The 21,425-nt window shown below is 42.7% G+C and carries 18 protein-coding genes and 1 tRNA gene; 16 read left to right on the top strand and 3 right to left on the bottom strand.

The features are described from left to right. Positions 1-256 precede the first annotated feature (256 nt). Positions 257-332 (top strand) — tRNA-His (locus DN53_RS11365). 99 nt (positions 333-431) lie between these two features. On the opposite strand, the gene DN53_RS11360 is transcribed toward DN53_RS11365, so the two are convergent. After that, positions 432-1,997, bottom strand: a complete 1,566-nt coding sequence (locus tag DN53_RS11360) for a M28 family peptidase (protein ID WP_129654404.1) — start codon at positions 1,995-1,997, stop codon at positions 432-434. Between the two features lie 167 nt (positions 1,998-2,164). Here DN53_RS11360 and DN53_RS11355 point away from each other — a divergent pair, with 167 nt between their 5' ends. Both DN53_RS11355 and DN53_RS11350 read left to right on the top strand, forming a co-directional pair. After that, positions 2,165-3,421, top strand: coding sequence for an NAD(P)/FAD-dependent oxidoreductase (locus tag DN53_RS11355; protein ID WP_129654403.1), 1,257 nt, complete (start codon positions 2,165-2,167; stop codon positions 3,419-3,421). Positions 3,422-3,504: 83 nt separating this feature from the next. Continuing rightward, positions 3,505-4,440, top strand: a complete 936-nt coding sequence (locus DN53_RS11350) for a hypothetical protein (protein ID WP_129654402.1) — start codon at positions 3,505-3,507, stop codon at positions 4,438-4,440. A 3-nt stretch (positions 4,441-4,443) separates the two neighbouring features. Here DN53_RS11350 and DN53_RS11345 read toward each other — a convergent pair whose 3' ends face one another. Further along, positions 4,444-5,088, bottom strand: coding sequence for an alpha/beta hydrolase (locus DN53_RS11345; protein WP_129654401.1), 645 nt, complete (start codon positions 5,086-5,088; stop codon positions 4,444-4,446). Between the two features lie 61 nt (positions 5,089-5,149). On the opposite strand from DN53_RS11345, the gene DN53_RS11340 reads away from it, so the two are divergent. The 13 genes from DN53_RS11340 to DN53_RS11280 all read left to right on the top strand — a co-directional run bounded on the left by DN53_RS11340 (position 5,150) and on the right by DN53_RS11280 (position 19,571). Beyond that, positions 5,150-5,572, top strand: coding sequence for a PaaI family thioesterase (locus tag DN53_RS11340; protein ID WP_129654400.1), 423 nt, complete (start codon positions 5,150-5,152; stop codon positions 5,570-5,572). Next, on the top strand, positions 5,553-6,614 hold the full coding sequence (locus DN53_RS11335; protein ID WP_242502123.1) for an isochorismate synthase: 1,062 nt from the start codon (positions 5,553-5,555) through the stop codon (positions 6,612-6,614). The genes DN53_RS11340 and DN53_RS11335 overlap by 20 nt, the downstream gene beginning before the upstream one ends. A 54-nt stretch (positions 6,615-6,668) precedes the next feature. Beyond that, entirely contained in the window at positions 6,669-8,405 is a 1,737-nt protein-coding gene (menD, locus tag DN53_RS11330) for a 2-succinyl-5-enolpyruvyl-6-hydroxy-3-cyclohexene-1-carboxylic-acid synthase (protein WP_129654399.1), read from the top strand. Between the two features lie 35 nt (positions 8,406-8,440). Next, a complete protein-coding gene (locus tag DN53_RS11325; RefSeq protein WP_129654398.1) occupies positions 8,441-8,782 on the top strand; it encodes a DUF2853 family protein in 342 nt (113 codons plus the stop codon). 75 nt (positions 8,783-8,857) lie between these two features. Beyond that, a complete protein-coding gene (locus tag DN53_RS11320) occupies positions 8,858-9,688 on the top strand; it encodes a CvfB family protein (protein WP_129654397.1) in 831 nt (276 codons plus the stop codon). A 161-nt stretch (positions 9,689-9,849) separates the two neighbouring features. Next, entirely contained in the window at positions 9,850-10,449 is a 600-nt protein-coding gene (locus DN53_RS11315; protein ID WP_129654396.1) for an SPOR domain-containing protein, read from the top strand. Positions 10,450-10,523: 74 nt separating this feature from the next. Next, positions 10,524-11,360, top strand: coding sequence for a 1,4-dihydroxy-2-naphthoate octaprenyltransferase (gene menA / locus DN53_RS11310; protein ID WP_313790137.1), 837 nt, complete (start codon positions 10,524-10,526; stop codon positions 11,358-11,360). 33 nt (positions 11,361-11,393) lie between these two features. Next, positions 11,394-12,149: a LytR/AlgR family response regulator transcription factor gene (locus DN53_RS11305; protein ID WP_129654394.1), complete on the top strand. Its 756-nt coding sequence runs from the start codon at positions 11,394-11,396 to the stop codon at positions 12,147-12,149. A 545-nt stretch (positions 12,150-12,694) separates the two neighbouring features. Beyond that, complete coding sequence (locus DN53_RS11300; RefSeq protein WP_129654393.1) at positions 12,695-14,656, top strand: sensor histidine kinase; 1,962 nt, start codon at positions 12,695-12,697, stop codon at positions 14,654-14,656. 49 nt (positions 14,657-14,705) lie between these two features. Beyond that, a complete protein-coding gene (menC, locus tag DN53_RS11295; protein ID WP_129654392.1) occupies positions 14,706-15,758 on the top strand; it encodes an o-succinylbenzoate synthase in 1,053 nt (350 codons plus the stop codon). Continuing rightward, a complete protein-coding gene (locus DN53_RS11290; RefSeq protein ID WP_129654391.1) occupies positions 15,749-16,687 on the top strand; it encodes a CPBP family intramembrane glutamic endopeptidase in 939 nt (312 codons plus the stop codon). Before menC ends, DN53_RS11290 begins: the two co-directional genes overlap by 10 nt. Further along, positions 16,665-17,744, top strand: coding sequence for an AMP-binding protein (locus tag DN53_RS11285; RefSeq protein ID WP_129654390.1), 1,080 nt, complete (start codon positions 16,665-16,667; stop codon positions 17,742-17,744). The genes DN53_RS11290 and DN53_RS11285 overlap by 23 nt, the downstream gene beginning before the upstream one ends. 72 nt (positions 17,745-17,816) lie before the next feature. After that, entirely contained in the window at positions 17,817-19,571 is a 1,755-nt protein-coding gene (locus DN53_RS11280) for a carboxypeptidase-like regulatory domain-containing protein (protein ID WP_129654389.1), read from the top strand. 48 nt (positions 19,572-19,619) lie between these two features. On the opposite strand, the gene DN53_RS11275 is transcribed toward DN53_RS11280, so the two are convergent. Then, positions 19,620-21,395, bottom strand: a complete 1,776-nt coding sequence (locus tag DN53_RS11275) for a carboxypeptidase-like regulatory domain-containing protein (RefSeq protein WP_129654388.1) — start codon at positions 21,393-21,395, stop codon at positions 19,620-19,622. Positions 21,396-21,425 lie beyond the last annotated feature (30 nt).

Below are 21,425 nucleotides of genomic sequence, written 5' to 3'. Positions count from 1 at the left end.
GTGTAAAAATACCTTTCCATACGCGTTGTAAGAAACTAAATGTTGTGAAAGGGCAAAAAATGTGTGTTTTGTCCATTTAAAAGTGCATTTCATCGATATTTGTAGGAAATTGACTTCAATTCATATGGTGTTGGCTTTATGGGATTTAACCAACAGTAAGTGGACACGATTAAAAAAAGTTGATTTTACTTTCGGGAAGTAGTAAATTCTTTTGGTTGAATCAATACAAAAAAGTATTTTTGCATCCGCTTTTAATGGTGGTTGTAGCTCAGCTGGTTAGAGCGCTGGATTGTGGTTCCAGAGGTCGCCGGTTCGAACCCGGTCTTCCACCCTTAAGTTTACTTGAATCCCAAGCCAATAGGTTTGGGATTTTTTTGTTTGGGACATAAAAAAAGCCCTCATTTAGAGGGCTTTGCATAAAGTATTTCCACTTATTCAATGGGTTTGTCCACCAGAACCTTATTAGGCCTGTTCGCCACTTCCCAGGCCGTATGGAAAATAAGACGACTTCGGTTCTCCAAAAGATCGTAGTTGATCTTGTCCGGGGTATCACCTGGTCTGTGGTAATCCGCATGGGTTCCATTGAAATAGAAAATTATAGGGATATTGTTTTTGGCAAAGTTGTAATGGTCACTTCGATAATAGAACCTATTGGGGTCGCTTTCATCGTTGTATTTGTAATCCAACTCCAGATGGGCGTATTTTTTATTGACTTCCTCAGAAAGGTTATGCAGTTCTGTGCTCAGTTTGTCGGAACCAATAAGATAGATATAGTTCCGGTCCCCATTCCTGTTGGGGTCTATACGGCCAATCATATCTATATTGAGGTCGGCCACGGTTTCGTGTAAAGGAAATATAGGGTCTACATCCGTATAGTATCTGGAACCCAACAGTCCTTTTTCCTCTCCGGTCACATGCAGAAAAACTATGGACCGCTTTGGTCCATGGCCAGCATCGGCCGCTTGCTTAAAGGCTTGGGCTATTTCCAAAAGGGCCACGGTCCCGGAACCATCGTCATCCGCGCCGTTGTTGATATCGCCATTGGCATTGACCCCAATATGATCTAAATGCGATGAAATAATCACATACTCATCGGGCTTTTCGGACCCTTTCAATACCGCAATGACATTTTCAGAATCGATTTTTTCGTTTCCACTCTCCACACTCAATTTTAAATCTACCGTGATTTTTTCCGGTGTGGCATTGACATCAATATCCTTTTTAAGTGTGGTGGCGGATTTTTCATTGAGCATGATCAAAAACACCTCGCTGTTGTCCCCGGCCAATTCCATTTTACCGGTAGTGTTGGTTTTCATAAAATCAAAATACCCTTGGTATCGAGGGTAGTTTAGGGAATCATAATACAAGATTCCACGTGCACCCTTATCAATGGCCAGATTGGCTTTTTTTTCCATACCATCGGACATACTCCCCCAGACTGATTTTTGATCGGTACCGGTCACTACATAGGTTCCATCCGCATTGGCGGGTTCCCCTGATTTAATGAGAACTACCTTTCCATTTACATCCAGTCCGGTATAATCAGAATAGTTATCGTCTTCGACCCCATAACCTACGTATATGATTTCATTATAATCCCCATGGGCCACCGTAAAGGTCACGGCATCTTCCCCTAAGGGGAAAGTGGTATTGTTGATACGGATACTACCATTGGGGACACTGGTCACTTCAAGCGGAACTTTTTGAAAATAGTCGCCATCTGCCTTGGCCGCAGGAATGCCCATGGCCTCATATTGGGCTTTTAGGTATTCCACGGCTTTCTTTTGACCAGGTTTACCGGTTTCCCTACCCTCAAACTCATCTGAGGCATACGTATATAAGTGTTCCTTTAATTCATCTTGGGTAATGGTATGGGCGTAGGTAATGGACAAATCCGGTCCTTGCTGGGTTCCTGTTGATGGATTCTCTGAAACTGTTTTTTGGGAGGAGTTGCAGGCAAACATCAGGCCCAAGGCAAACAAGCAGATTTTTTTCATTGTGTGATCGGTTTTCAAAATTTACCAAAAGTAGTTAAAAGATTACGAAAGAAATGAGCGGTACCCGATTAACTTTTCCGCGCCCTTTATGTATCTTGGCTCCCTATTTTAGAGCTTTGTGGATAACCTAAAAACAGGGCGATATTTTGCCTTGGAAATGATAAAGTATGGGTAAGAACAAGAACGTCATAGTGGTCGGTGGAGGCATTGTTGGACTCTCAACAGCCTATTTTTTGCATAAGGAGGGACATCAGGTAACGGTTTTGGACAAGTCCGATATTACCTCTGGGGCCTCTTTTGTCAATGCGGGCTATTTAACCCCGAGCCACATCATTTCTTTGGCCTCACCGGGAATGATTTCCAAGGGAATCAAGTATATGTTCAATTCTTCCAGTCCATTTTACATGAAGCCCCGATTTGATATGGACTTTTTCAAATGGGCTTGGTACTTCAAGAAATCATCCACCAAGGACAAGGTGGAGCGGTCCATGCCGATTATCAGGGACATCAACCTGATCAGTAGAAAGTTGTATGAGGACATGAAGGCTTCGGGCGATTTGGGTGACTTTCATTTGGAAGACAAAGGTCTGCTCATGATGTATCAGACCGATCAGGCAAGGGACCATGAATTGGAGGTTATGGAAAAAGCCGGCGCACTGGGATTGGAGGGAAGGCATTTGAACAAGTCCGAACTCCAGAAGATGGAACCCAATGTTGAATTGAATGCTGAAGGCGCCATTTTATACGAATGCGATCGTCATACCACCCCTCCCCAGATTATGAAAAGTATGGTGGACTTTCTCTCCAAGGTGGGGGTGACCATTAAAAAGGACGAAGAGGTGGTAGACTTGAAGATTAAGGGAAATACCATTTCGGAAGTGATCACCAACATGGGAAGTTATACCGCTGATGAAGTTATTTTTGCGGCAGGTTCATGGACTTCCATTCTCTCCAAAAAATTGAAAATAGAACTTCCGCTTCAGGCGGGGAAGGGCTATCGCATCAATGTGGAAGCACCAACAGGAATATCCATGCCCGCGATTTTAATGGAATCCAAAATGGCGGTGACCCCAATGAAAGGCTTTACCCGTTTTGCCGGGACCATGGAGTTTTCAGGAATCAACAGCATTATTCGCAAAGAAAGGGTGGAAGCCATTGCCAAGGGAGCGGCGCATTATTATAAAGGACTTACCATATCGGAAGAGGACCAGAAGAATGCCCAGTGTGGTTTGCGTCCGGTTACTCCTGATGGACTTCCTTATATTGGACGCCCCAAAGGGTTTGATAATCTCATTATAGCCACAGGCCATGCCATGATGGGCTGGAGTTTGGGCCCTGCAACAGGTAAATTTGTAACCGAGTTGGTTTCTGGGGAAAAGCCGTCCATGGACTTAAGTGCGTTTCATCCCGACCGTAAGTTTTAAAGTCCATATTTTCTTTGGGTTAATTTAGGCACGGTATGTGCCATAAATTTTTTAGTTGCTCTTTTTAAAAGTAATTTTGTCCTATGATAAAAGACTACACCATACTTTCATTCTTTTTCTTTTTTCTGAATCTCAGTCTATACCCCCAAGAGGTCCGCATATTTCATGTGGAGGATTTTGACCTGAATGGGAAGGTGAAGTCGTGTCTGGTGATCACGGATTATGGTAGGGAGTCTTTCGAGTTTAATGAAGAGGGGGTGTTGAAACGTACGGTGACCCAATACAACGATTCCGATCAAGATATTACCTACTATAAATATGATGGTGGGGAATTGGTGGAAAAACGTATGGAAAGTTATAAGAACAATGCATTGGATACATCCACCTCCATGGCCAATTTCTACACCATTGATACGGTGCCACAGCGCAAAGTATTGGAAAAAATCGTTTCCTATGACAAGCAATTCTTGGAACAGCAGGAATACCAATACAATGAAGAAGGTAGGTTGGCACGGATCATTACTTCCAATGCCGAAGGAGTGGATGAGACCACGTTTGAATATACCCCGTATAAAAATGAAATTACGGTAAGTACTTTTACCAATGGTATTTTGGAGAAATCCGTACGTACATCGGAACGGAAAAGTGCAAAGGGGGTTCAAGAAGTGATCTTGACCAAGGAATATATAGATGGGGAACCTAACCGTGCCACCGAGGAGGTTTTTAACCCAAATGGTAAACTGGTGACCAGCGAGGACTTTTTGTACAATGTGGCGGAAAAAGAGTTTATCTCACAGGAGAAACGCTTTTACCATTATTCGGATGGGGTATTGGGCAAAGTGGTGACCAAGACCGTGACCACGGAAGCTGTTGAGGAATACATATTTCAGTTTGATAACCACCAGGAGAAAAACTGGGTAAAGCAAATCATCACCCCAAACAACACCTACATTACCCGGGTGATCACTTATTACCCAGAGAAAGAAGAAACCCAACAGGGGCCCAATGACAAGAAATAGAGGTTAGACCAAACCCCGAATGAGTTTTGGTTTCACCTCATGACCACCTTTGAACATCAGAACTTCAGCCTTTCCTTGAAACAAGTCCTCAATCTTGACTTTTTCAGTGGCTAACCGTTCCGGGGTTATAAATTCATCTTTGTCCCCATACATAAGTTTTACTTGTGTAGTGTCTCGATCAAGGAAATCAAAATCCTCTTTTTTGAGTTCGTTGGGAATTCCTCCTGCATACAGAATCAGGGCGTGACATTTTAGTTTTCTATGGACCAAGTATCGCGTGGCCACCGACACCCCTTGGGAAAACCCAAAAAGAATGAGGTTGACGTGGGAGGGAAGCTGTTCCGTTTGAAGAACCGCATCCACATAGTGGATGACATTGTCAATCTCCATAGAGGTATTCTCCTTGGTCAGCCAACTGGCCCCAACATATTTGTACTCGTTCTTCAGATAATATTTTGAGGGAGCTTGGGGAACAATAATGTAGTTTTCTTCAGGGTCAAGACCTTCAAAATATTTTACAAAGTATCGACTTAGATACCCTATACCATGGAATACCAACCAAACATTTTTGGTTTTTTCTCCAAGGGTATTCTGTGTAAGATAGGTGTTTTTAGCGGTATACGTAACCGTTTCTTCTTTGGGGAACATAAAGTGGATTGTAGGGGTACTATTGATAAAGCTTTGTGTAATTTTACAAAAAAATAGAACGATGGAAGCGCATAAAGCGAAAATTCTATCCGTTTGCAACGACATTTGCAAGGGGACATTGATGGAAACGTTGGATATAGATTACATAGATGTAGGGGAGAATTTTTTACTTGCCCGTATGCCCGTGACCCCAAAAGTACATCAACCCGATGGTGTTCTGCACGGAGGGGCCACAGTAGCATTGGCCGAGAGCGTGGGCAGTGCCGCCTCCTATATTTTTTTGGATGGAAAGAAATTCTTTGTGCGGGGCATTGAGATTGCCGCCAACCATGTCAAGTCCATAAAGGAAGGCTATGTGTATGCGCGCGCTTCCATGTTGCATAGGGGAAGGACCACCCAACTTTGGGAAATCAAGGTCACCGATGAAGAAGGAAAACTCATTTCCAACTGTAAACTTACCACCATTGCCCTACCCAGAGAATAAGGATTTTAATACCGTAATGGAAAAAGTAGGCCTTTGCTTTCAAAAGGGTCTACCGTTCTGCATCTACCGGAAACCTAAAGAGGAGCAAATAACGGCAGTATTCCAAGCGGATGACCGCTTGCACCCCGTTGTGGATTTTACGGAAAGTGGGTTTGTCTTTGCTCCGTTCCGTTTGGAGGATGGAGCGGTATTGCTGAAACCGGATCAGATCTATTTGTGTAAGCATACCAGTAGTGTTCATGCCAAGGCCGAAGAGGTTTTGGTTACTGAAGCAGGCAAGCAGGCCCATCTTGATTTGGTTCAAAAAGGGATTCAGGAAATCGCTGTAGGCCGATTGGGAAAGGTGGTCCTCTCCAGAAAATTGGAAAAGGAAACCGAGAAACCCATAACCGAAATTTTCGACAAACTTCTGCAGTCGTATCCTAATGCGTTCTGTTATCTTTTTTTCCATCCTAAAGTGGGTACCTGGTGCGGTGCCACTCCAGAAACCTTGGTGCAGATTCAAAACAAAACAATGCGCACCATGTCCTTGGCGGCCACCCTTCCGTTTGTTCAAGGTGAAACCCCAAACTGGGGCCAAAAGGAACTGGAGGAACAGCAAATGGTCTCGGACTACATCAAGGAACGTTTGACACCCTCCATGGAAACCTTGGATGTAGCAGCGGCCAAATCGGTAAGGGCTGGAAACCTTTGGCATTTGCGCTCCGAAATCAAAGGGGTGTTGTCCCAAGAAAGTTCAGTGAAGGAAATCATTTCCCTATTGCATCCCACCCCTGCGGTTTGTGGTATCCCTACCCAAGCGGCCAGGACCTTTATCTTGGAAAATGAAGGCTATCAACGAACCTATTACACAGGATTTTTGGGGGAACTCAATCTTAATGCCAAGGCAGAAGTTTCCTTGTTTGTAAACTTAAGGTGTATGGAGCTTCAGGGTAGCACAGCTTCAATCTTCGTAGGAGGGGGTATTACCCAAGCCTCTGACCCTGAACGGGAATGGATTGAGACCCAGAATAAAAGTAGGACCATGCTCAATATCCTATAATTTGGTGTGGCATAATTTAGGGCAATCCCATTTTCAGATGTATTTTTGTATTCCATGATGTACTCAGATATCCCCTCGGCGCAGACACTGGTCCTACATTTTAAATCCCGAGGTATCAGAAATATTGTGATTTCCCCGGGATCTAGAAATGCTCCTTTGACTGTTGGGTTCACCAAGCATCCATTTTTTAAGTGCTTTAGTATTGTGGATGAACGATGCGCGGCTTTTTTTGCTTTGGGCATGGCGCAGCAATTGCAGGAACCGGTTGCCGTAGTTTGTACATCGGGCAGTGCGTTGTTGAATTATTACCCTGCCGTGGCCGAAGCATTTTACAGTGACATTCCGCTAATCGTGGTTTCGGCAGATCGTCCCAGTTATCGGATCGATATTGGGGACGGACAGACCATCCGCCAAGAAAATGTATTGGAAAAGCATGTTGGGTACTCCGCCAACTTAAAACAGGATGTTTCCCATGCCTCTGCTGCTGTTTCCAAATTGGGAGGGGAACGCTCAAAAGAAAATCAAGAAGATATACAGGCCTATAACGAAGAAGCTATTCAAAGAGCGCTGCAAACCGCTCTCCTTGAAAAATCCCCGGTACATATCAACATTCCTTTTGAGGAACCTTTGTATGGGACGGTATCAGAGCCTACCATAGCCATTCCAGCGGATAAACAAAGAGTGGAATTGGAAGGAGTCCAAATGGATTGGGACCGTTTGGCTTCGGTTTGGAAAGCCAGTAAACGGAAAATGGTATTGGTAGGGGTAAACCAGCCGAATGCAATAGAGAAGGAAGTGCTTGAAACCTTAGCCAATGATGGCAATACCTTGGTTTTTACGGAGACCACTTCCAATCTGCACCACCCCGATTTTTTCCCTAGTATTGATAGTATTATCGCCCCTATAGAAAAATCAACGGACAGGGAAACTCTTTTTCAGGATTTGCAACCCGATTTGTTGGTTACTTTTGGTGGACTCATCGTTTCCAAAAAGATCAAGGCATTTTTACGAAAGTATCAACCCAAGACCCATTGGCATGTGGATCCAAAAAAAGCTTTTGACACTTTCTTTTGTCTGTCTGAGCATTTAAAGGTAGACCCCAACACTTTTTTCAAGGAGATACTTTCTGATGAAAGTGCTCCCAGCACCTATAAAACCAAATGGCTCAAGATAAAAGAATGCTATGAAGAGAAGCGCCAGGCGTACCTGAACCAGATTCCGTTCACGGATTTTTCGGTTTTTGATGAGGTACTCCGAGGAATACCCAAAGGGTATCAGGTGCACTTGGCCAATAGTTCCACCATACGATATACCCAATTATTCCCAATGCATCCTTCACTGAAGGTATTTTGTAATCGAGGCACAAGTGGGATAGATGGCAGTACCTCCACGGCCGTGGGTGCCTCCATTTTTTCAGAAGAGCCCACACTCTTGATTACGGGCGATCTGAGTTTTTTCTATGACAGCAATGCGTTGTGGAACGCTCACATACGTCCAGATTTTAGGATTATATTGATCAATAATTCTGGAGGGGGCATATTTAGGATCCTTCCCGGAAATGAGGATACGGATGAGTTTTCTACCTTTTTTGAAACCCATCATGGCCATACGGCCGAGCATTTGGCAAAGATGTACGGGTTCTCGTATCAAAAAGTGGATGATGGAGAACAATTGAAGAATGGTTTGACCAATTTTTATGATGCGTCGGACAGTCCCAAGATTTTGGAGGTTGCCACCCCTCGATTGCTGAACGATAAAATTTTGCTTGGCTACTTCGATTTCATATCTTAGAGCAAGTATACATCATCAACAATAACCATTTAAAAATGAGCAAACGAGACGAACTCATCCAGAAGTACGCAGAGGAGATCAAAACAAAATTCGGAGAGGAACCCAACATGGACCTTTTGACCAAGGTAACCATAGGATTGGGACCTTCCATTTATAATCTGGACGCTTCAAAAGTTTCTGGATCCAATGAAAAGGAGATGGAGACGGTAAAGACCAATTTCCTGATCAAAAAACTAGGACTTTCGGATGGTCCCCAATTGTCCGAAGCCATCAATACCGTCATAGATGCCTATGGCCGGTCGGATAAGAATAAATATCGTGCCGTGATCTATTATATGTTGGCCAAGCATTTTAAGAAGGAATCCATCTATAATTAAGAAAAAAGCATCACAAGTAAGGCTGCTGAAAGGGCAGCTTTTTTTATACCCATAATTTCAATCTACCTTTGCCCCATGATTCAACTAGGCAACTATAACACCCTACAGGTACTGCGGAGTACCAGCGTAGGCCTCTTTTTGGGAGATGATGAAGGAACGGAGATCCTTCTTCCCAACAAATATGTTCCGGAAGATTTTAAGATAGATATGGATATGGAAGTGTTCTGCTATCTGGACAATAATGAACGCCCCGTAGCCACAACATTGAAGCCGCTCATTATCAGAAATGGCTTTGCTTTTCTGGAAGTGGCAGAGGTAGGGGAGTTTGGGGCCTTTATGGACTGGGGCGTGGAGAAACATCTGTTGGTTCCGTTCAAGGAGCAGACCGTGCGAATGGAAGAAGGGAGAAAGTATGTGGTGCACTGTTATTTGGATGAAAAAACGTTCCGGTTAACAGGTTCCAGTAAGGTGGACAAGTTTTTGTCCAATGTGGAAGTAGCCTATGAGGTAAATGATGAAGTAGATTTGCTGGTCTACAGGAGAACCCCGCTGGGATGGGAAGTCATTGTGGATGAAAGGCACAAAGGCCTCATTTTTGAAAGTGATGTATTCCGGCCCATTTCCATTGGGGACGCTCTTAAAGGATACATCAAAAATGTGAGGGAGGACAAAAAAATAGACCTGTCCCTTCAACCCATTGGAGCAAAAATGTTGGAGCCCACGGCCAAAATGATCTATGATAAGTTGGTGCAGAGCGATGGATTTCTGCCCTTGCATGATAAATCATCCCCAGAAGAAATACAGCAAGTTTTGCGCATGAGCAAAAAGGCTTTTAAAAAAGGGATTGGCATTCTGTACCGTCAGCGAAAAATCAATCTTCAGGAGGATGGCATCCACTTGTTGTAAGTAAAATACCATAAAGGCCCAAATAGCAAGGATTTATAAGGGATTTTGATACCATTGGGTTTTTTTCTTTCGCCAAAAACTTTACATTTGTAAGTGTGTATATTAACTCATTGACAGTTATGCGCTTAGCAGAACTGTAGAACCCGTAACCTTTTAGCAATATGCCTTTTATTGAAGAAAGCGATTTGTTGGACCTTCATAAGGATATCGATAAGGCCCAGATTATCAACGAAAGACTTCTAGATCAGATAAAATATAAGAACAAGGATTTGCGAAAAATAAAGTTGCAACGGAACATTCTTTTGGGTTTCGTTGGCCTTTTTGTAATTGGCACCTTGGCCATCACATCCTTTACCGCAGGGTTGAGCAGCAAACAATCCTATGAGAACCAGAACAATCTTTTGGTCAGTATAGACAGTCTGGATGCCATCAAGACCCGAATAGACAACCTCAAAAGTCAAAATGAAGAGCTCAGCTTGGTCAAGGAGTTTTACTTGGCGAAAGAGTTTCTGAACAAGGAAACCATCTATTCCGTGCAGGTAAAGTCGTTTGTGGACAATAATGTAACGCTTGCCTCAGAGGCATTGACCAATACACTATTTGTAAAGACCAATCCGTTTTATGCCTATTCCCTCGGGAACTTTGAGACCTTGGATGAAGCACAATCTTTCCGGAAACAATTGGTACAGATGGGCTTTCAGGATGCCTTTGTGGCCTCGTACCAAGACGGAAAACGAATTAAAATAGAAGATCCGTATTAATCTTGGGAAATTTTAAGGCCTGGGTACAGGCTGCTAGACTACGCACCCTTCCGTTATCTTTATCTGGAATAATAATGGGTACCGCCTTGGCTACCAAACAAGGTGTTTTCAATGGGACGATTTTTATTCTTGCATTGTTGACCACAGTTGGTTTTCAGGTCACCTCCAACTTTGCCAATGACTATGGCGACGGGGTAAAGGGAACCGATAATGAAGACCGGATAGGTCCGGCCCGTGCCCTGCAAAGTGGGTGGCTTACCCGTTCTGCGTTGAAGAAAGGAATCATCGTATCAATCGGAATTTCATTTTTGTTGGCCATTGGTTTGATTTACATCGCTTTTGGGTTGGACAATCTACCTTACATTCTATTATTTTTAATACTTGGCATTCTTAGCATTTGGGCAGCATTGAAATATACCATGGGTTCCAATCCTTATGGGTATATGGGCTTGGGCGATGTGTTCGTGTTTTTGTTTTTTGGACTTTTGGGCGTGTTGGGAAGCATGTTTCTCTATACAAAAAGCATAGCTTGGACGTCTTTATTACCTGCGATTGGCATAGGGGCATTGTGTGTGGGAGTCCTTAATTTGAACAACTTGCGGGATGTGGTTTCCGATGGAAAACACGGAAAAAACACCTTAGTGGTAAAAATGGGGTTTCAAAATGGAAAGAAATATCATTTCCTATTGTTGGTGTCCGCTCTTATTAGTTTTATGGCCTATATCTTTATTGAAAGATTGGGCATTACACAATCCTTTTTTATGATTGCCTTTGTGCCCATAGTGGCCCACTTGATAAAAGTCATGTCCACGCAAGTGCCAGGAGCATTGGATAATGAGCTTAAAAAACTGGCTCTCAGTACTTTTCTGTTATCCGTGCTCTTCTATGCGGCAGTAAATTATTTTTTGTAATTTTGAGATATAACCAGATAAACTTTAAGGAACGTGGAGCAACCGATTAAAATTTTAATTGTAGAGGACAACGTCATCATTGCAGATGATATGCAGTCCATGTTGGAAGAGATTGGTTATGAGATCGTGGACAATGTCATTGTTTACGAGCAAGCCGTTGAGGTATTGAAGAACAACCATGTAGACTTGGTTTTGATCGACATTATCTTGGCTTCTGACAAAACAGGGATAGATCTTGGAAAGCATATTCGTGATGTGTACAATATTCCATTCATTTTTGTGACCTCCAACTCCGATAGGGCCACGGTTGAAAATGCCAAAACGGTAAAACCGGATGGGTATTTGGTAAAGCCATTTGAGCAACAAGATTTATATACTTCCATAGAAATAGCCCTTTCCAACTTTAATTATTCAAAAAAGGCGGAAATAAAGGAAACGGATAGTGAGGATGGAGATACCATTACCTCCAATTCAGTACTCAAGGATTCCATATTCGTCAAAAAGCAGCATTTGTATTACCGAATCCAGTTTGGTGACATCCAGTTTATCAAAGCGGACAACGTGTATTTGGAAGTCAATACGGTGGACAAGAAATTCTTGGTACGTTCTCCCTTGAAGGATTATTTGGAGAAATTGCCCAAGAACAAATTCTACAGGGCACACAAATCCTACATCGTGAATGTGGACCATATAGATGCCATCAACTCCAAGGATATTATGATCAATAACAACCTGATTCCCATTTCCAAGGATTTCAAAGAGTTTATTCTCTCCTCAATGAACAGTTAATAGTTGAGGAAACATATGATATGATAAAGTGCCCAATAGGGCACTTTTTTTATGCAACAATCTTTTTTAAATACATGACCACAACTTTCAACCGGTTCACAACAAAGTTTTCATGCTTTGGAAGGATGCCGGTACTTTAGCAGTGTAATTAATTCAGAAAGTAATTTTTTCATTTTCATATAGTGTTCTCGTAAAAGGGTCTTGTTCAAAATTGGCAAGGCCTTTTTTAGTTTTGTACATGTGCCATGACTTCTGAAAATCCATGAAATGCACAAAACATCGACAAAAGACCCTTTCACATAACCAAAGGGTAGTTTCACAACAGAAATTTGGGGTTTCACAACATTGGTGGGCAAGTCTTTCCGTTTGGATTTAATTTTGGGGGTAAACTAGCGTTCTTTATATACCCCATACTTGCATTGCAAAGCTTCATTTTTAAGGCTTAGGCAGATTTACCGTTTTGCGTAATGGGGACATGAAAAAGGGCACAAACAATAGTATGGACCTTGAGGGTAATTCCCAAGGTCGATATATTTAATAGATTAATGGGACGTTACGTAAGATTCTTATTTGCCACCATATACTTTGCTTTCCTATTCAGTGGTTCTGCGCAATCCATCACTGGTGAAGAACCCAATACCCTAAAGGAATTTCAGGATATAAACACCCCATCTGGGAGGTTCAATGTCTTTTTCAATTCCGTGAACAGGTACCAGGAGCATTCGGCATACGATTGGCTGGATACTGTAAAAATATACCTCTCCAATGCCCAAAAGACCAATGACACTATAGCTACAAGGCTGTATCAGGTTATGCAGGCCCAGATATACAATGATCTTGGGGAATATGATAAAAGTACCGCACTGGCCAAGGAACTCTATTTTGCCAAGGATTCCCTGGACACTGAATCTCAGAAAATTGTTTTGGACGTCTTGGATGACAATTATGCCAACCTCCAATTGTACGACAAGCAAATTGAAATCCGTAAGCAGAAGCGGGAAATGGGCATTACGGAAAATGTGGCCTTTTATGATATTTACAGCAACTTGGGACTGTACCGAAAGGCTCGGAACCAATACATCATGGAGGTAAAACCCACCATAGCGGACAATGATTCCTATGGGTTGGCCAAATACCACAGCAAAGTGGGCAATTACCTGAGATTGGACAACTCGGCCCCAACTGCTTTAAGTGAGTTGAAAAAGGCAAAAGCCTATTTGGATGTCTATCTCAATGACATTTCGGTACAAAAGAGTGAAGCGGAGATATTTGAGAGTGATTTGCTAAAAGCGGATATCGAAGGTAATATTGCCAAATGCCACGTCATGTTGGGGGAATACGAGCAAGCCATTCCTTTGCTCAAGGGTAGTATTGAAGCCTTGGAGGCTTCTCCGAAAAATGCGCACAGAAACGAAATCATCGAAAACACGCTTTATTTGGCCGATGCCAACCTTCAATTGGAGCGTTACTCGGAAGCCAAGAAAAGTCTGGATGTCGATTTTGAGAATATTGGCATACTCCAAAGCATCAAACGAAACAGCTTGTTGGCTGCCTATTACGATAAGGTGGAGAATTACAAAAATGCCGCCATGTACTATAAGCGCAATGAACGGATAAAAGATTCCCTAGCGCAAAAACAATCTTCCATCATCAAGCAACAATTAGTGACCATAGTGGCCAATGAGGATTTGGAAAACTCCCAACGCTTGATCGATGAACAAAAAAGGATCAACGAATTGGCACGTAGTGAGATGAAGGCCAAGGACGAGCGCATCAACCTAGTGTTCATTTCCTTGATTTTCACTTTGCTTGGTTTTGCCGGATTGGTATATGCCTATGTAAAGAGTATTAAAAACCAACGGTTGATCGCGGAACAGAACCACATCATCGAGAACGCGCTTATCGAAAAAGATTCCCTGTTGAAGGAAATTCACCATAGGGTAAAGAACAACCTTCAGATGGTTTCCAGTCTTTTGAGCCTGCAAACAAAAAATACGCGGAGCAAGGCAGCCATTGAGGCCTTGGAAGAAGGAAAGAGCAGGGTAAAGGCCATGGCATTGATCCACCAAAAGTTGTATCAGAACGATGACCTTTCCGTAATTGAAATGCAGGGATATATTGAAAGTTTGATCAATAGCGTACAATCCGTTTATAAGAAAGGTGGACACAACATCAGCATTACCATTGATGCTGAAGGCACCGAACTGGATATAGACCGAGCCATTCCATTTGGATTGATTTTGAACGAATTGGTCTCGAACTCCTTTAAATATGCGTTTCCGGAGAATGATGAGAATGGAAAAATTTATATCCATCTCAGAAAAAATGGAGATCAAGGCTATTTTGAATATACCGACAATGGGGTAGGACTTCCGGAAGATGCCGAGGAGCGTGCCCATTCCTCCATGGGTATCCGACTGATGAACAGACTTGTAAACCAGCTTCAATCCAAATTAAATATTGATAGGGACAATGAAGGGGTGCGGTTCTGGTTCAACTTTAGCTAAGATCTTTACTGCTTGGGCTTCCTAAAATGGTTACATTTGATACCATTGGATGAAAGCACAGTATACAAAGTACACCCTTGACTTTAAAAGACCCAGCGGGACCTCCCGCGGCATTCTTACCCAAAAGGAGACCTGGTTTTTGATTCTCGAAGAAAAAGACCATCTTGGAATTGGGGAATGCGGTATTTTAAGGGGGTTGAGTGTGGACGATGTCCCCGAATACGAAGAGCAACTTGCCTGGGTTTGCGATAATATCCATTTAAGTGAGGTGGAACTACTAAATAGGCTCCAAGAGTTTCCTTCCATTCAGTTTGGACTGGAACAGGCTTTTCGCTCATTAAAGTCCTCGAATCCATTTGAATTGTTCCCTTCGGAATTCACTCAAGAAGAAGCACCCATATCCATCAATGGTTTGATTTGGATGGGGGACGAATCCTTTATGCTTTCCCAATTGGAGCAGAAATTGGAGGAAGGGTTCCGCTGCATCAAGATGAAGATAGGGGCCTTGGATTTCGAGAAGGAAATCGCCATTTTGGAAAGTATCCATAAAAATTTTGGTCCAGATGAAATAGAACTTCGGGTAGATGCCAACGGTGCTTTTACACCTCATGAAGCTTTGGGAAAACTCCAACGGTTATCCGAATACCAATTGCATTCCATAGAGCAGCCCATCAAGGCTGGTCAATCTGTGGAGATGGCAGTTTTATGCAAAAACACCCCCTTGCCCATTGCTTTGGATGAAGAGCTCATTGGTGTTTTCGATGTAACGGAAAAGGAAGAACTGCTACAAACCATACAACCCCAATATATAATATTGAAACCAAGTTTGGTAGGAGGTTTTTCCGGGAGTTTGGAATGGATTGATTTGGCCAAAGAACAAGGAATCGGGTGGTGGGTCACCAGTGCCTTGGAGAGTAACATCGGACTAAATGCCATTGCGCAATGGACCTATACCTTGGGCAACCAAATGCCACAGGGTTTGGGCACGGGAAGTTTGTATACCAACAATTTTGAGAGCCCGTTGGAAGTGGGACACGGCAATTTGTATTATAAGTCGAATAAGAATTGGAAGAAAGATTTAATCAAGAGTTTATGTATATAGAACAAGGCTATAAAGGAGAAATTGGGTTATGGAAATATTTTGTGATCCCATTGGCATTTATCGGTTTTATGATAATCAACTATATCGCCACAGTCAATTCACCCATAAGTGTTGAGGATACCATGCAGCAGTTGATAGAACAGATGGGTTCCAATGTGGTGTTGATTTTTCTATTGCTACCCTTGTCAGCAGGCTTGCTGGTGGTGTTGGGGTGGACCTATCTGGTCCACAGGCAGTCCATAACCTCATTGACCACCTCTAGAAAAAAGGTGGATTGGAAACGGATTTTTTTTTCTTTTGGTTTATGGACTATATTGACGATACTTCTGACAGGAATAGATATTTACGCTTCCCCGGATAAATATGTGCTCAATTTTGATTGGGCCAAATTTATTCCGTTGGCCATTATTGGGGTGGTCCTGATTCCCATGCAGACCAGTTTCGAGGAGTACCTTTTTAGGGGACATATGATGCAGGGTCTTGGTATATTGGCCAAGAACAGATGGGTGCCCTTGGTGGTAACCTCCACTTTGTTTGGTTTGATGCATATTGCCAATCCGGAAGTTGAAAAGCTGGGGCATGGCATTTTGGTCTATTATATTGGTACCGGTTTTTTCTTGGGAATCCTCACCTTGATGGATGAAGGGCTGGAACTGGCCTTGGGTTTCCACGCCGCCAACAATTTAATAACCGCTTTATTGGTGACGGCGGATTGGACAGCTTTTCAAACCAATTCCATTTATAAAGATATTTCCGAACCAGCCTTGGGATGGGATGTGCTCATTCCCGTGTTTGTGATCTTCCCTTTATTGTTATGGTTCTTCTCCAGGAAATATGGGTGGAAAAACTGGAAACAGCGATTGTTCGGAAAGGTAATGACCAAAGAGGAATTTGTAGCATTGACCCATGGCGAATCCGATATGGCATAATATCCATCCAGAGTTTAAGCTCAATGGCATTCCATATTCCCATGCTGAGCTCTGGGAAGTGGGGTATAGCTTGGTCAAAGAGGGTAGTACTTTTGAAAGCTCCATGGGTGATTTTTTATTGGATTGGCTTTCAGGAAATCCGATACTGGAGGTTTTCACCTCGGGATCTACGGGAGCCCCCAAGAAAATCCATTTAAAAAAGAAGCATATGGTCAATTCGGCCAAGGCTACCGGTCAATATTTCAACTTGGATGCGGGGCGTACGGCCCTGCTTTGTCTACCTTTTTCAGGAATTGCCGGTAGAATGATGTTGGTTAGGGCCATGGTCTTGGGTTGGCAATTGGATTATGTGGAACCTACCTCCACACCCTTGTCCCATACCAACAAACCATATGATTTCGCGGCCATGGTTCCACTTCAAGTGCAAAACTCACTGGAACAATTGGGGCAGGTTCGTACCTTGATCATTGGGGGGGCACCGGTGAATGCTGCTCTTAAAAAAAACCTTGACACCCTTGGCACCAACTGTTATGAAACCTATGGCATGACCGAAACCGTGACGCATATTGCCATAAAAGCCATTAACGGCCCCGAAGGCTCCGATTTTTTTAAAACACTTCCCGGGGTTAACATCTCAAAGGATGAGAGGGAATGTTTGGTCATAGAAGCTCCTGCTATTGCAGCGGAGGCCATAGTGACCAATGATTTGGTGGACATTGTTTCAGAAAATACCTTTCAGTGGTTGGGCAGGTTCGATTCCATAATAAATTCGGGAGGGATAAAGTTGGTCCCAGAACAGATTGAGAGAAAATTGGCACATCTCATGAATTCACGTTTTTTTGTAGCAGGTGAGCCAGATGAAAAATTGGGACAGCGTTTGGTTTTAATCGTGGAAGGAAAGTATGATGTGAAGCAGCTCCTTCAAGAAATAAAATCCCTCGAAACGCTACAAAAATTCCAGGTGCCTAAAGTCGTTTATTGCGTTCCCAAATTCATTGAAACCAAAACGGGAAAAATATTGCGTAGTGAAACACAGGAACTTACTTACACTGTGTAAGCTTTTTTTTCATATCTTCATAAAGTTCCCCGATTGATTTATAACCAGTTATATCATTGAAATCTCTAAAAAATGAAAAATACACTATTGTTATTGGTTTTGTGTGCGGTGTTGCCACTTTACCCCCAAGCCACGGATAGGATGGTTTCCGGGCAGGTCACCGATGTTTGGGAAACCCCTATAGAAGATGTGAACGTTTTGGTAAAAGGTACGGAGCGTGGGGTACAGACCGATACGGAAGGAAGGTTCTCTTTAAATGCCGACACAGGGGAAGTGTTGGTGTTTTCCGCGGTAGGGTATGGCAATGTGGAAATGGAGATACTGGAAATTGAAGAAAGATTTAAAATCATCCTTTCACCCAGAACCACAAAGTTGAAAGAGGTGGTTGTGGAAGAGACCAAGCGTAAGACCAGACAGGACTTGTTGGTAGAGTATGCCACCAATAAAAATTTGATCAAGACCACAATGGGCATTTTGGACAAGGATCGTTCTTCCACGGCCCTGGAAATTATTGATGGTGATAATCTGTTGCCGGTGGGTGCGGATTTTTTGGCGTCTTTGCAGAATTTTAACCTTAATATGCGGGTGGTTCGGCCTCCAGAAGCTCCGTATGGTGAAGTGAACGTGTATTTACGCAGAATCTCTTTTCAGGATGTGGCCGGTGATTCCCTTCGGTCTTCTCAACCCAGGGCTATTTTTGATGTGGATGGTTTTGTGCAGGAAACGGCTCCAACCTATTTGGCCGGTTCGGATATTGACCGTGTGGCCATATTGGAACGTAATGCTGCCGTAACCCGCTATGGGCCAAGAGCTATTGGAGGGGTGATCATCATTAATACCAAAGCCCAAAGTGAAATGGATGCGATGGGGTATGGCAAGGATTATACCGCTGCCGATGTTCGCAATAGTATGAACAACTTGTTTGAGGGAGCGGATTATGTACCCGCAATTCCGGAGTATATGGAAGCCTTTGGGACCATTGCCTCGGAAGGAGCGGCAATGGAGTTGCTCCAAACGAGCAAAGGAGATTACTTGAAGGATTCGTATTTTCTAATGGATATGGCTTATTATTTTCGAGTACGTTGGAAAGATGAAAAGGAAGCCAACAATATCTTAAAGGAAGTTCATGAAGAATTTTCGCAAAACATACCTGCTTTGAGAGGTTTGGCCTATAGATATGCCATGTTGGGCAAACATGATAAGGCTTTGGAGATTTTCCTTGAAGTATTGGAGAAAGACCCCTTATCCGCACAATCCTATTGTGATGTTGCACAGGCCTACGCGGAAAGAATGAACTATAAAAAAGTTTCCAAGACGTATGAGGATTATAAAGCCATAAGAGGGAATGACCTTCCTTTTGATGCATATGGCGCAGATTTGTTCATGACCACGGATTCTTATGGATACGTGAAGTCCAATAAAGAAAGACCGAGCTGGGAAAAAATAAGCGAAGGAATGGGAGGAGAGATTTCCCATACCCGAATCGCTTTGTCTTGGAACAACCCTGATGTCAAGATTGGGTTCCAATTGGAGGATCCCGAGTCTTCATTCAAGACATGGGAAGTAAAATCCCATGATGATGAAACGGATAGGGGATATGCCAGTACTCAATTTTTTCTGGATGAAAATGTGTCAGGTGAGTGGTTATTGAACTTACTTTATTATGAAAGTGAGACCCAAACCCCTACCTACTTGAGGATTACCAGTTATTTCAATTATGGACTCCCCACGCAGCGTTCGGAAACCCGGGTACTAAAATTAACCCAAGAATATGAAGGGAATGGTTTGGTGAAAATCAATACTTCCATAGGAACATTAGGGAAATAGTTTCAAACTCTTTTTGAGGAAGGAATTTTTTACTTAAGAAATTGGTAATCATCGCATAAGTGCAAAATTATCAATCTTCAAACGTGATTTTATTCTACCGTTCCATTTGCGCAATGCCTCAAGGTCATCCCCATGATCGGTTTCCTTCCTCATGTTTTTAGCTTCGGCATTGGCGCCATCGTAAACCTCATCGTAAATGGCTTTCATTTCGTCAAAGGTCATCCCATCCTTGATTCGGGAATTGGCCAACTGTCTATATATCTCATAGATATCAAAGAGCAGATTAATGTAAATAAGTTTGTTTCTGGTATGCTCATGATGAAACTCGGAAGAGTTGATATCCATAAGGGTTCTTCCTATAATCTTTCTATTTCCGTTCCAATCCCAGTACATATCCAGCATATAACCGATATTGATCTGGTTTCTTCCTTTGGGCCCCGAGGTTTTCCGTAGAACCTGAAAGGGGGAATCATAGCTCTTTCCCGTTTTATATTCGTTATCACCTTGAATCCCTTTGGGAACCTCTTCGGTTTCTTCCCTTAAATGGTCCCATGCAAAACGTTTGTCTTCTTGCCATGAAAGCACGGAAGGTCGCGCATAGGCCAAATCTTCGATGGGAATATAGCTGTCATAATTGATCAGGTATCCTTTTTCTTTCATATAATCCAAAGATCTTTGGTCATTGAAGCTTTTTGGGTATTGGTAATTGGTTTCCCAAAAATCATCGGATGCCTGTAGGGCGATTATTTTATCATAATCATTACTAAAGGAAATGTCCTTTGTAAAATAAGGTTCCTCAAACGATTTATTGTAATCATAGAAATAGATGAATGTTCGTGAATTGATGATTTCCGAAATACTTTCCGTGGTGTAATTCATCTGAAAGGAGAAATCCAAATATTGGATTTTCCCATAATCCAAAGGATTGAAAACAATATTGAACCCAATTTCCATTGGGGTCAGGGAGACAGTTTCATTTATGGAGGTCAGGGCATTGGTTACGGGGTCCTTGATGCCAAGTTCAATTTTCTTGACAATCAAGTTTTCATAATCCACGATCATTTTTCCATAGAACAACCTTCCATTTGGGTTTTTAGGTGTAAAAGAAATAGATGCTTCTTCTTGGGTGCACGAACTGCAATCGTCAATTCGTACGGTATACTTTCTTTTGAGGGCATTGTAGTCCATATTGCCAGGGTGATCGGGCAATATCTGACCGGTTTCCTCGAAAAAGGTAAAATCACTTAAAATCTGGGTGTTGTCCAGACTATAAAACGCAAAAGATTTGTTGAGGCCAAATCGTCCGCTTTTGACCTTTAGCTCTGTAATGCCTCCCGAAAGACTTTGCTCACTGTTGTAAAAACCTTCTATCTGTTCGAGGGGGATGCCTCTCACAGCGGAGGTTAGGGTCAAAAAGGCCTTACTCGGAGTGGTTTCCCCTTGTTGTCTGTACTTTTGAACAATATTATCCAATAACCTGTATGGATATTCTTTGTCCTCGCCAGCGGTGAGCACAACTTCCTGTAGGGAGGAAACATCGGGCTCCAAAAAAAGTTTGGACTCATCCGTAAAGTAGGTCAAGGCCACTATTTTTGTTTTAAACCCTAAATGCCGTACTTCCATTGAATCTTTTTGGATATGACCATCCACGGCAAATTTACCATCCTCATTGGTGATGGTGTGATGGGTATCCTCTCCAAAAACGGTAATTGTGGAAAAGGGTAATGGTTCTTGGGTGGCTTTATCAACGACAACCCCCTCAATTTTTGTTTGAGACCAACCTACAGCGCAAACAAATAGAAGTAAAAAGCAAACTTTCTTCATCCTTGGTTTAGTTTATCGGGGGAGTTTTCC

Origin of the sequence: Flagellimonas olearia (assembly GCF_004150225.1) — a bacterium.
Taxonomy (GTDB): Bacteria; Bacteroidota; Bacteroidia; order Flavobacteriales; family Flavobacteriaceae; genus Flagellimonas; species Flagellimonas olearia.
This window is presented reverse-complemented; position numbering and strand designations above follow the sequence as displayed.

Coding starts and splice junctions, on each gene's coding strand:
- DN53_RS11300 (WP_129654393.1), top strand. CDS start 12,695: ATGGGACGTTACGTAAGATTCTTATTTGCCACCATATACTTTGCTTTC.
- menA (WP_313790137.1), top strand. CDS start 10,524: ATGGGTACCGCCTTGGCTACCAAACAAGGTGTTTTCAATGGGACGATT.
- menD (WP_129654399.1), top strand. CDS start 6,669: ATGATGTACTCAGATATCCCCTCGGCGCAGACACTGGTCCTACATTTT.
- DN53_RS11350 (WP_129654402.1), top strand. CDS start 3,505: ATGATAAAAGACTACACCATACTTTCATTCTTTTTCTTTTTTCTGAAT.
- DN53_RS11360 (WP_129654404.1), bottom strand. CDS start 1,997: ATGAAAAAAATCTGCTTGTTTGCCTTGGGCCTGATGTTTGCCTGCAAC.
- DN53_RS11275 (WP_129654388.1), bottom strand. CDS start 21,395: ATGAAGAAAGTTTGCTTTTTACTTCTATTTGTTTGCGCTGTAGGTTGG.
- DN53_RS11325 (WP_129654398.1), top strand. CDS start 8,441: ATGAGCAAACGAGACGAACTCATCCAGAAGTACGCAGAGGAGATCAAA.
- DN53_RS11280 (WP_129654389.1), top strand. CDS start 17,817: ATGAAAAATACACTATTGTTATTGGTTTTGTGTGCGGTGTTGCCACTT.
- DN53_RS11355 (WP_129654403.1), top strand. CDS start 2,165: ATGGGTAAGAACAAGAACGTCATAGTGGTCGGTGGAGGCATTGTTGGA.
- DN53_RS11345 (WP_129654401.1), bottom strand. CDS start 5,088: ATGTTCCCCAAAGAAGAAACGGTTACGTATACCGCTAAAAACACCTAT.
- DN53_RS11320 (WP_129654397.1), top strand. CDS start 8,858: ATGATTCAACTAGGCAACTATAACACCCTACAGGTACTGCGGAGTACC.
- DN53_RS11340 (WP_129654400.1), top strand. CDS start 5,150: ATGGAAGCGCATAAAGCGAAAATTCTATCCGTTTGCAACGACATTTGC.
- DN53_RS11285 (WP_129654390.1), top strand. CDS start 16,665: ATGGCGAATCCGATATGGCATAATATCCATCCAGAGTTTAAGCTCAAT.
- DN53_RS11315 (WP_129654396.1), top strand. CDS start 9,850: ATGCCTTTTATTGAAGAAAGCGATTTGTTGGACCTTCATAAGGATATC.
- menC (WP_129654392.1), top strand. CDS start 14,706: ATGAAAGCACAGTATACAAAGTACACCCTTGACTTTAAAAGACCCAGC.
- DN53_RS11290 (WP_129654391.1), top strand. CDS start 15,749: ATGTATATAGAACAAGGCTATAAAGGAGAAATTGGGTTATGGAAATAT.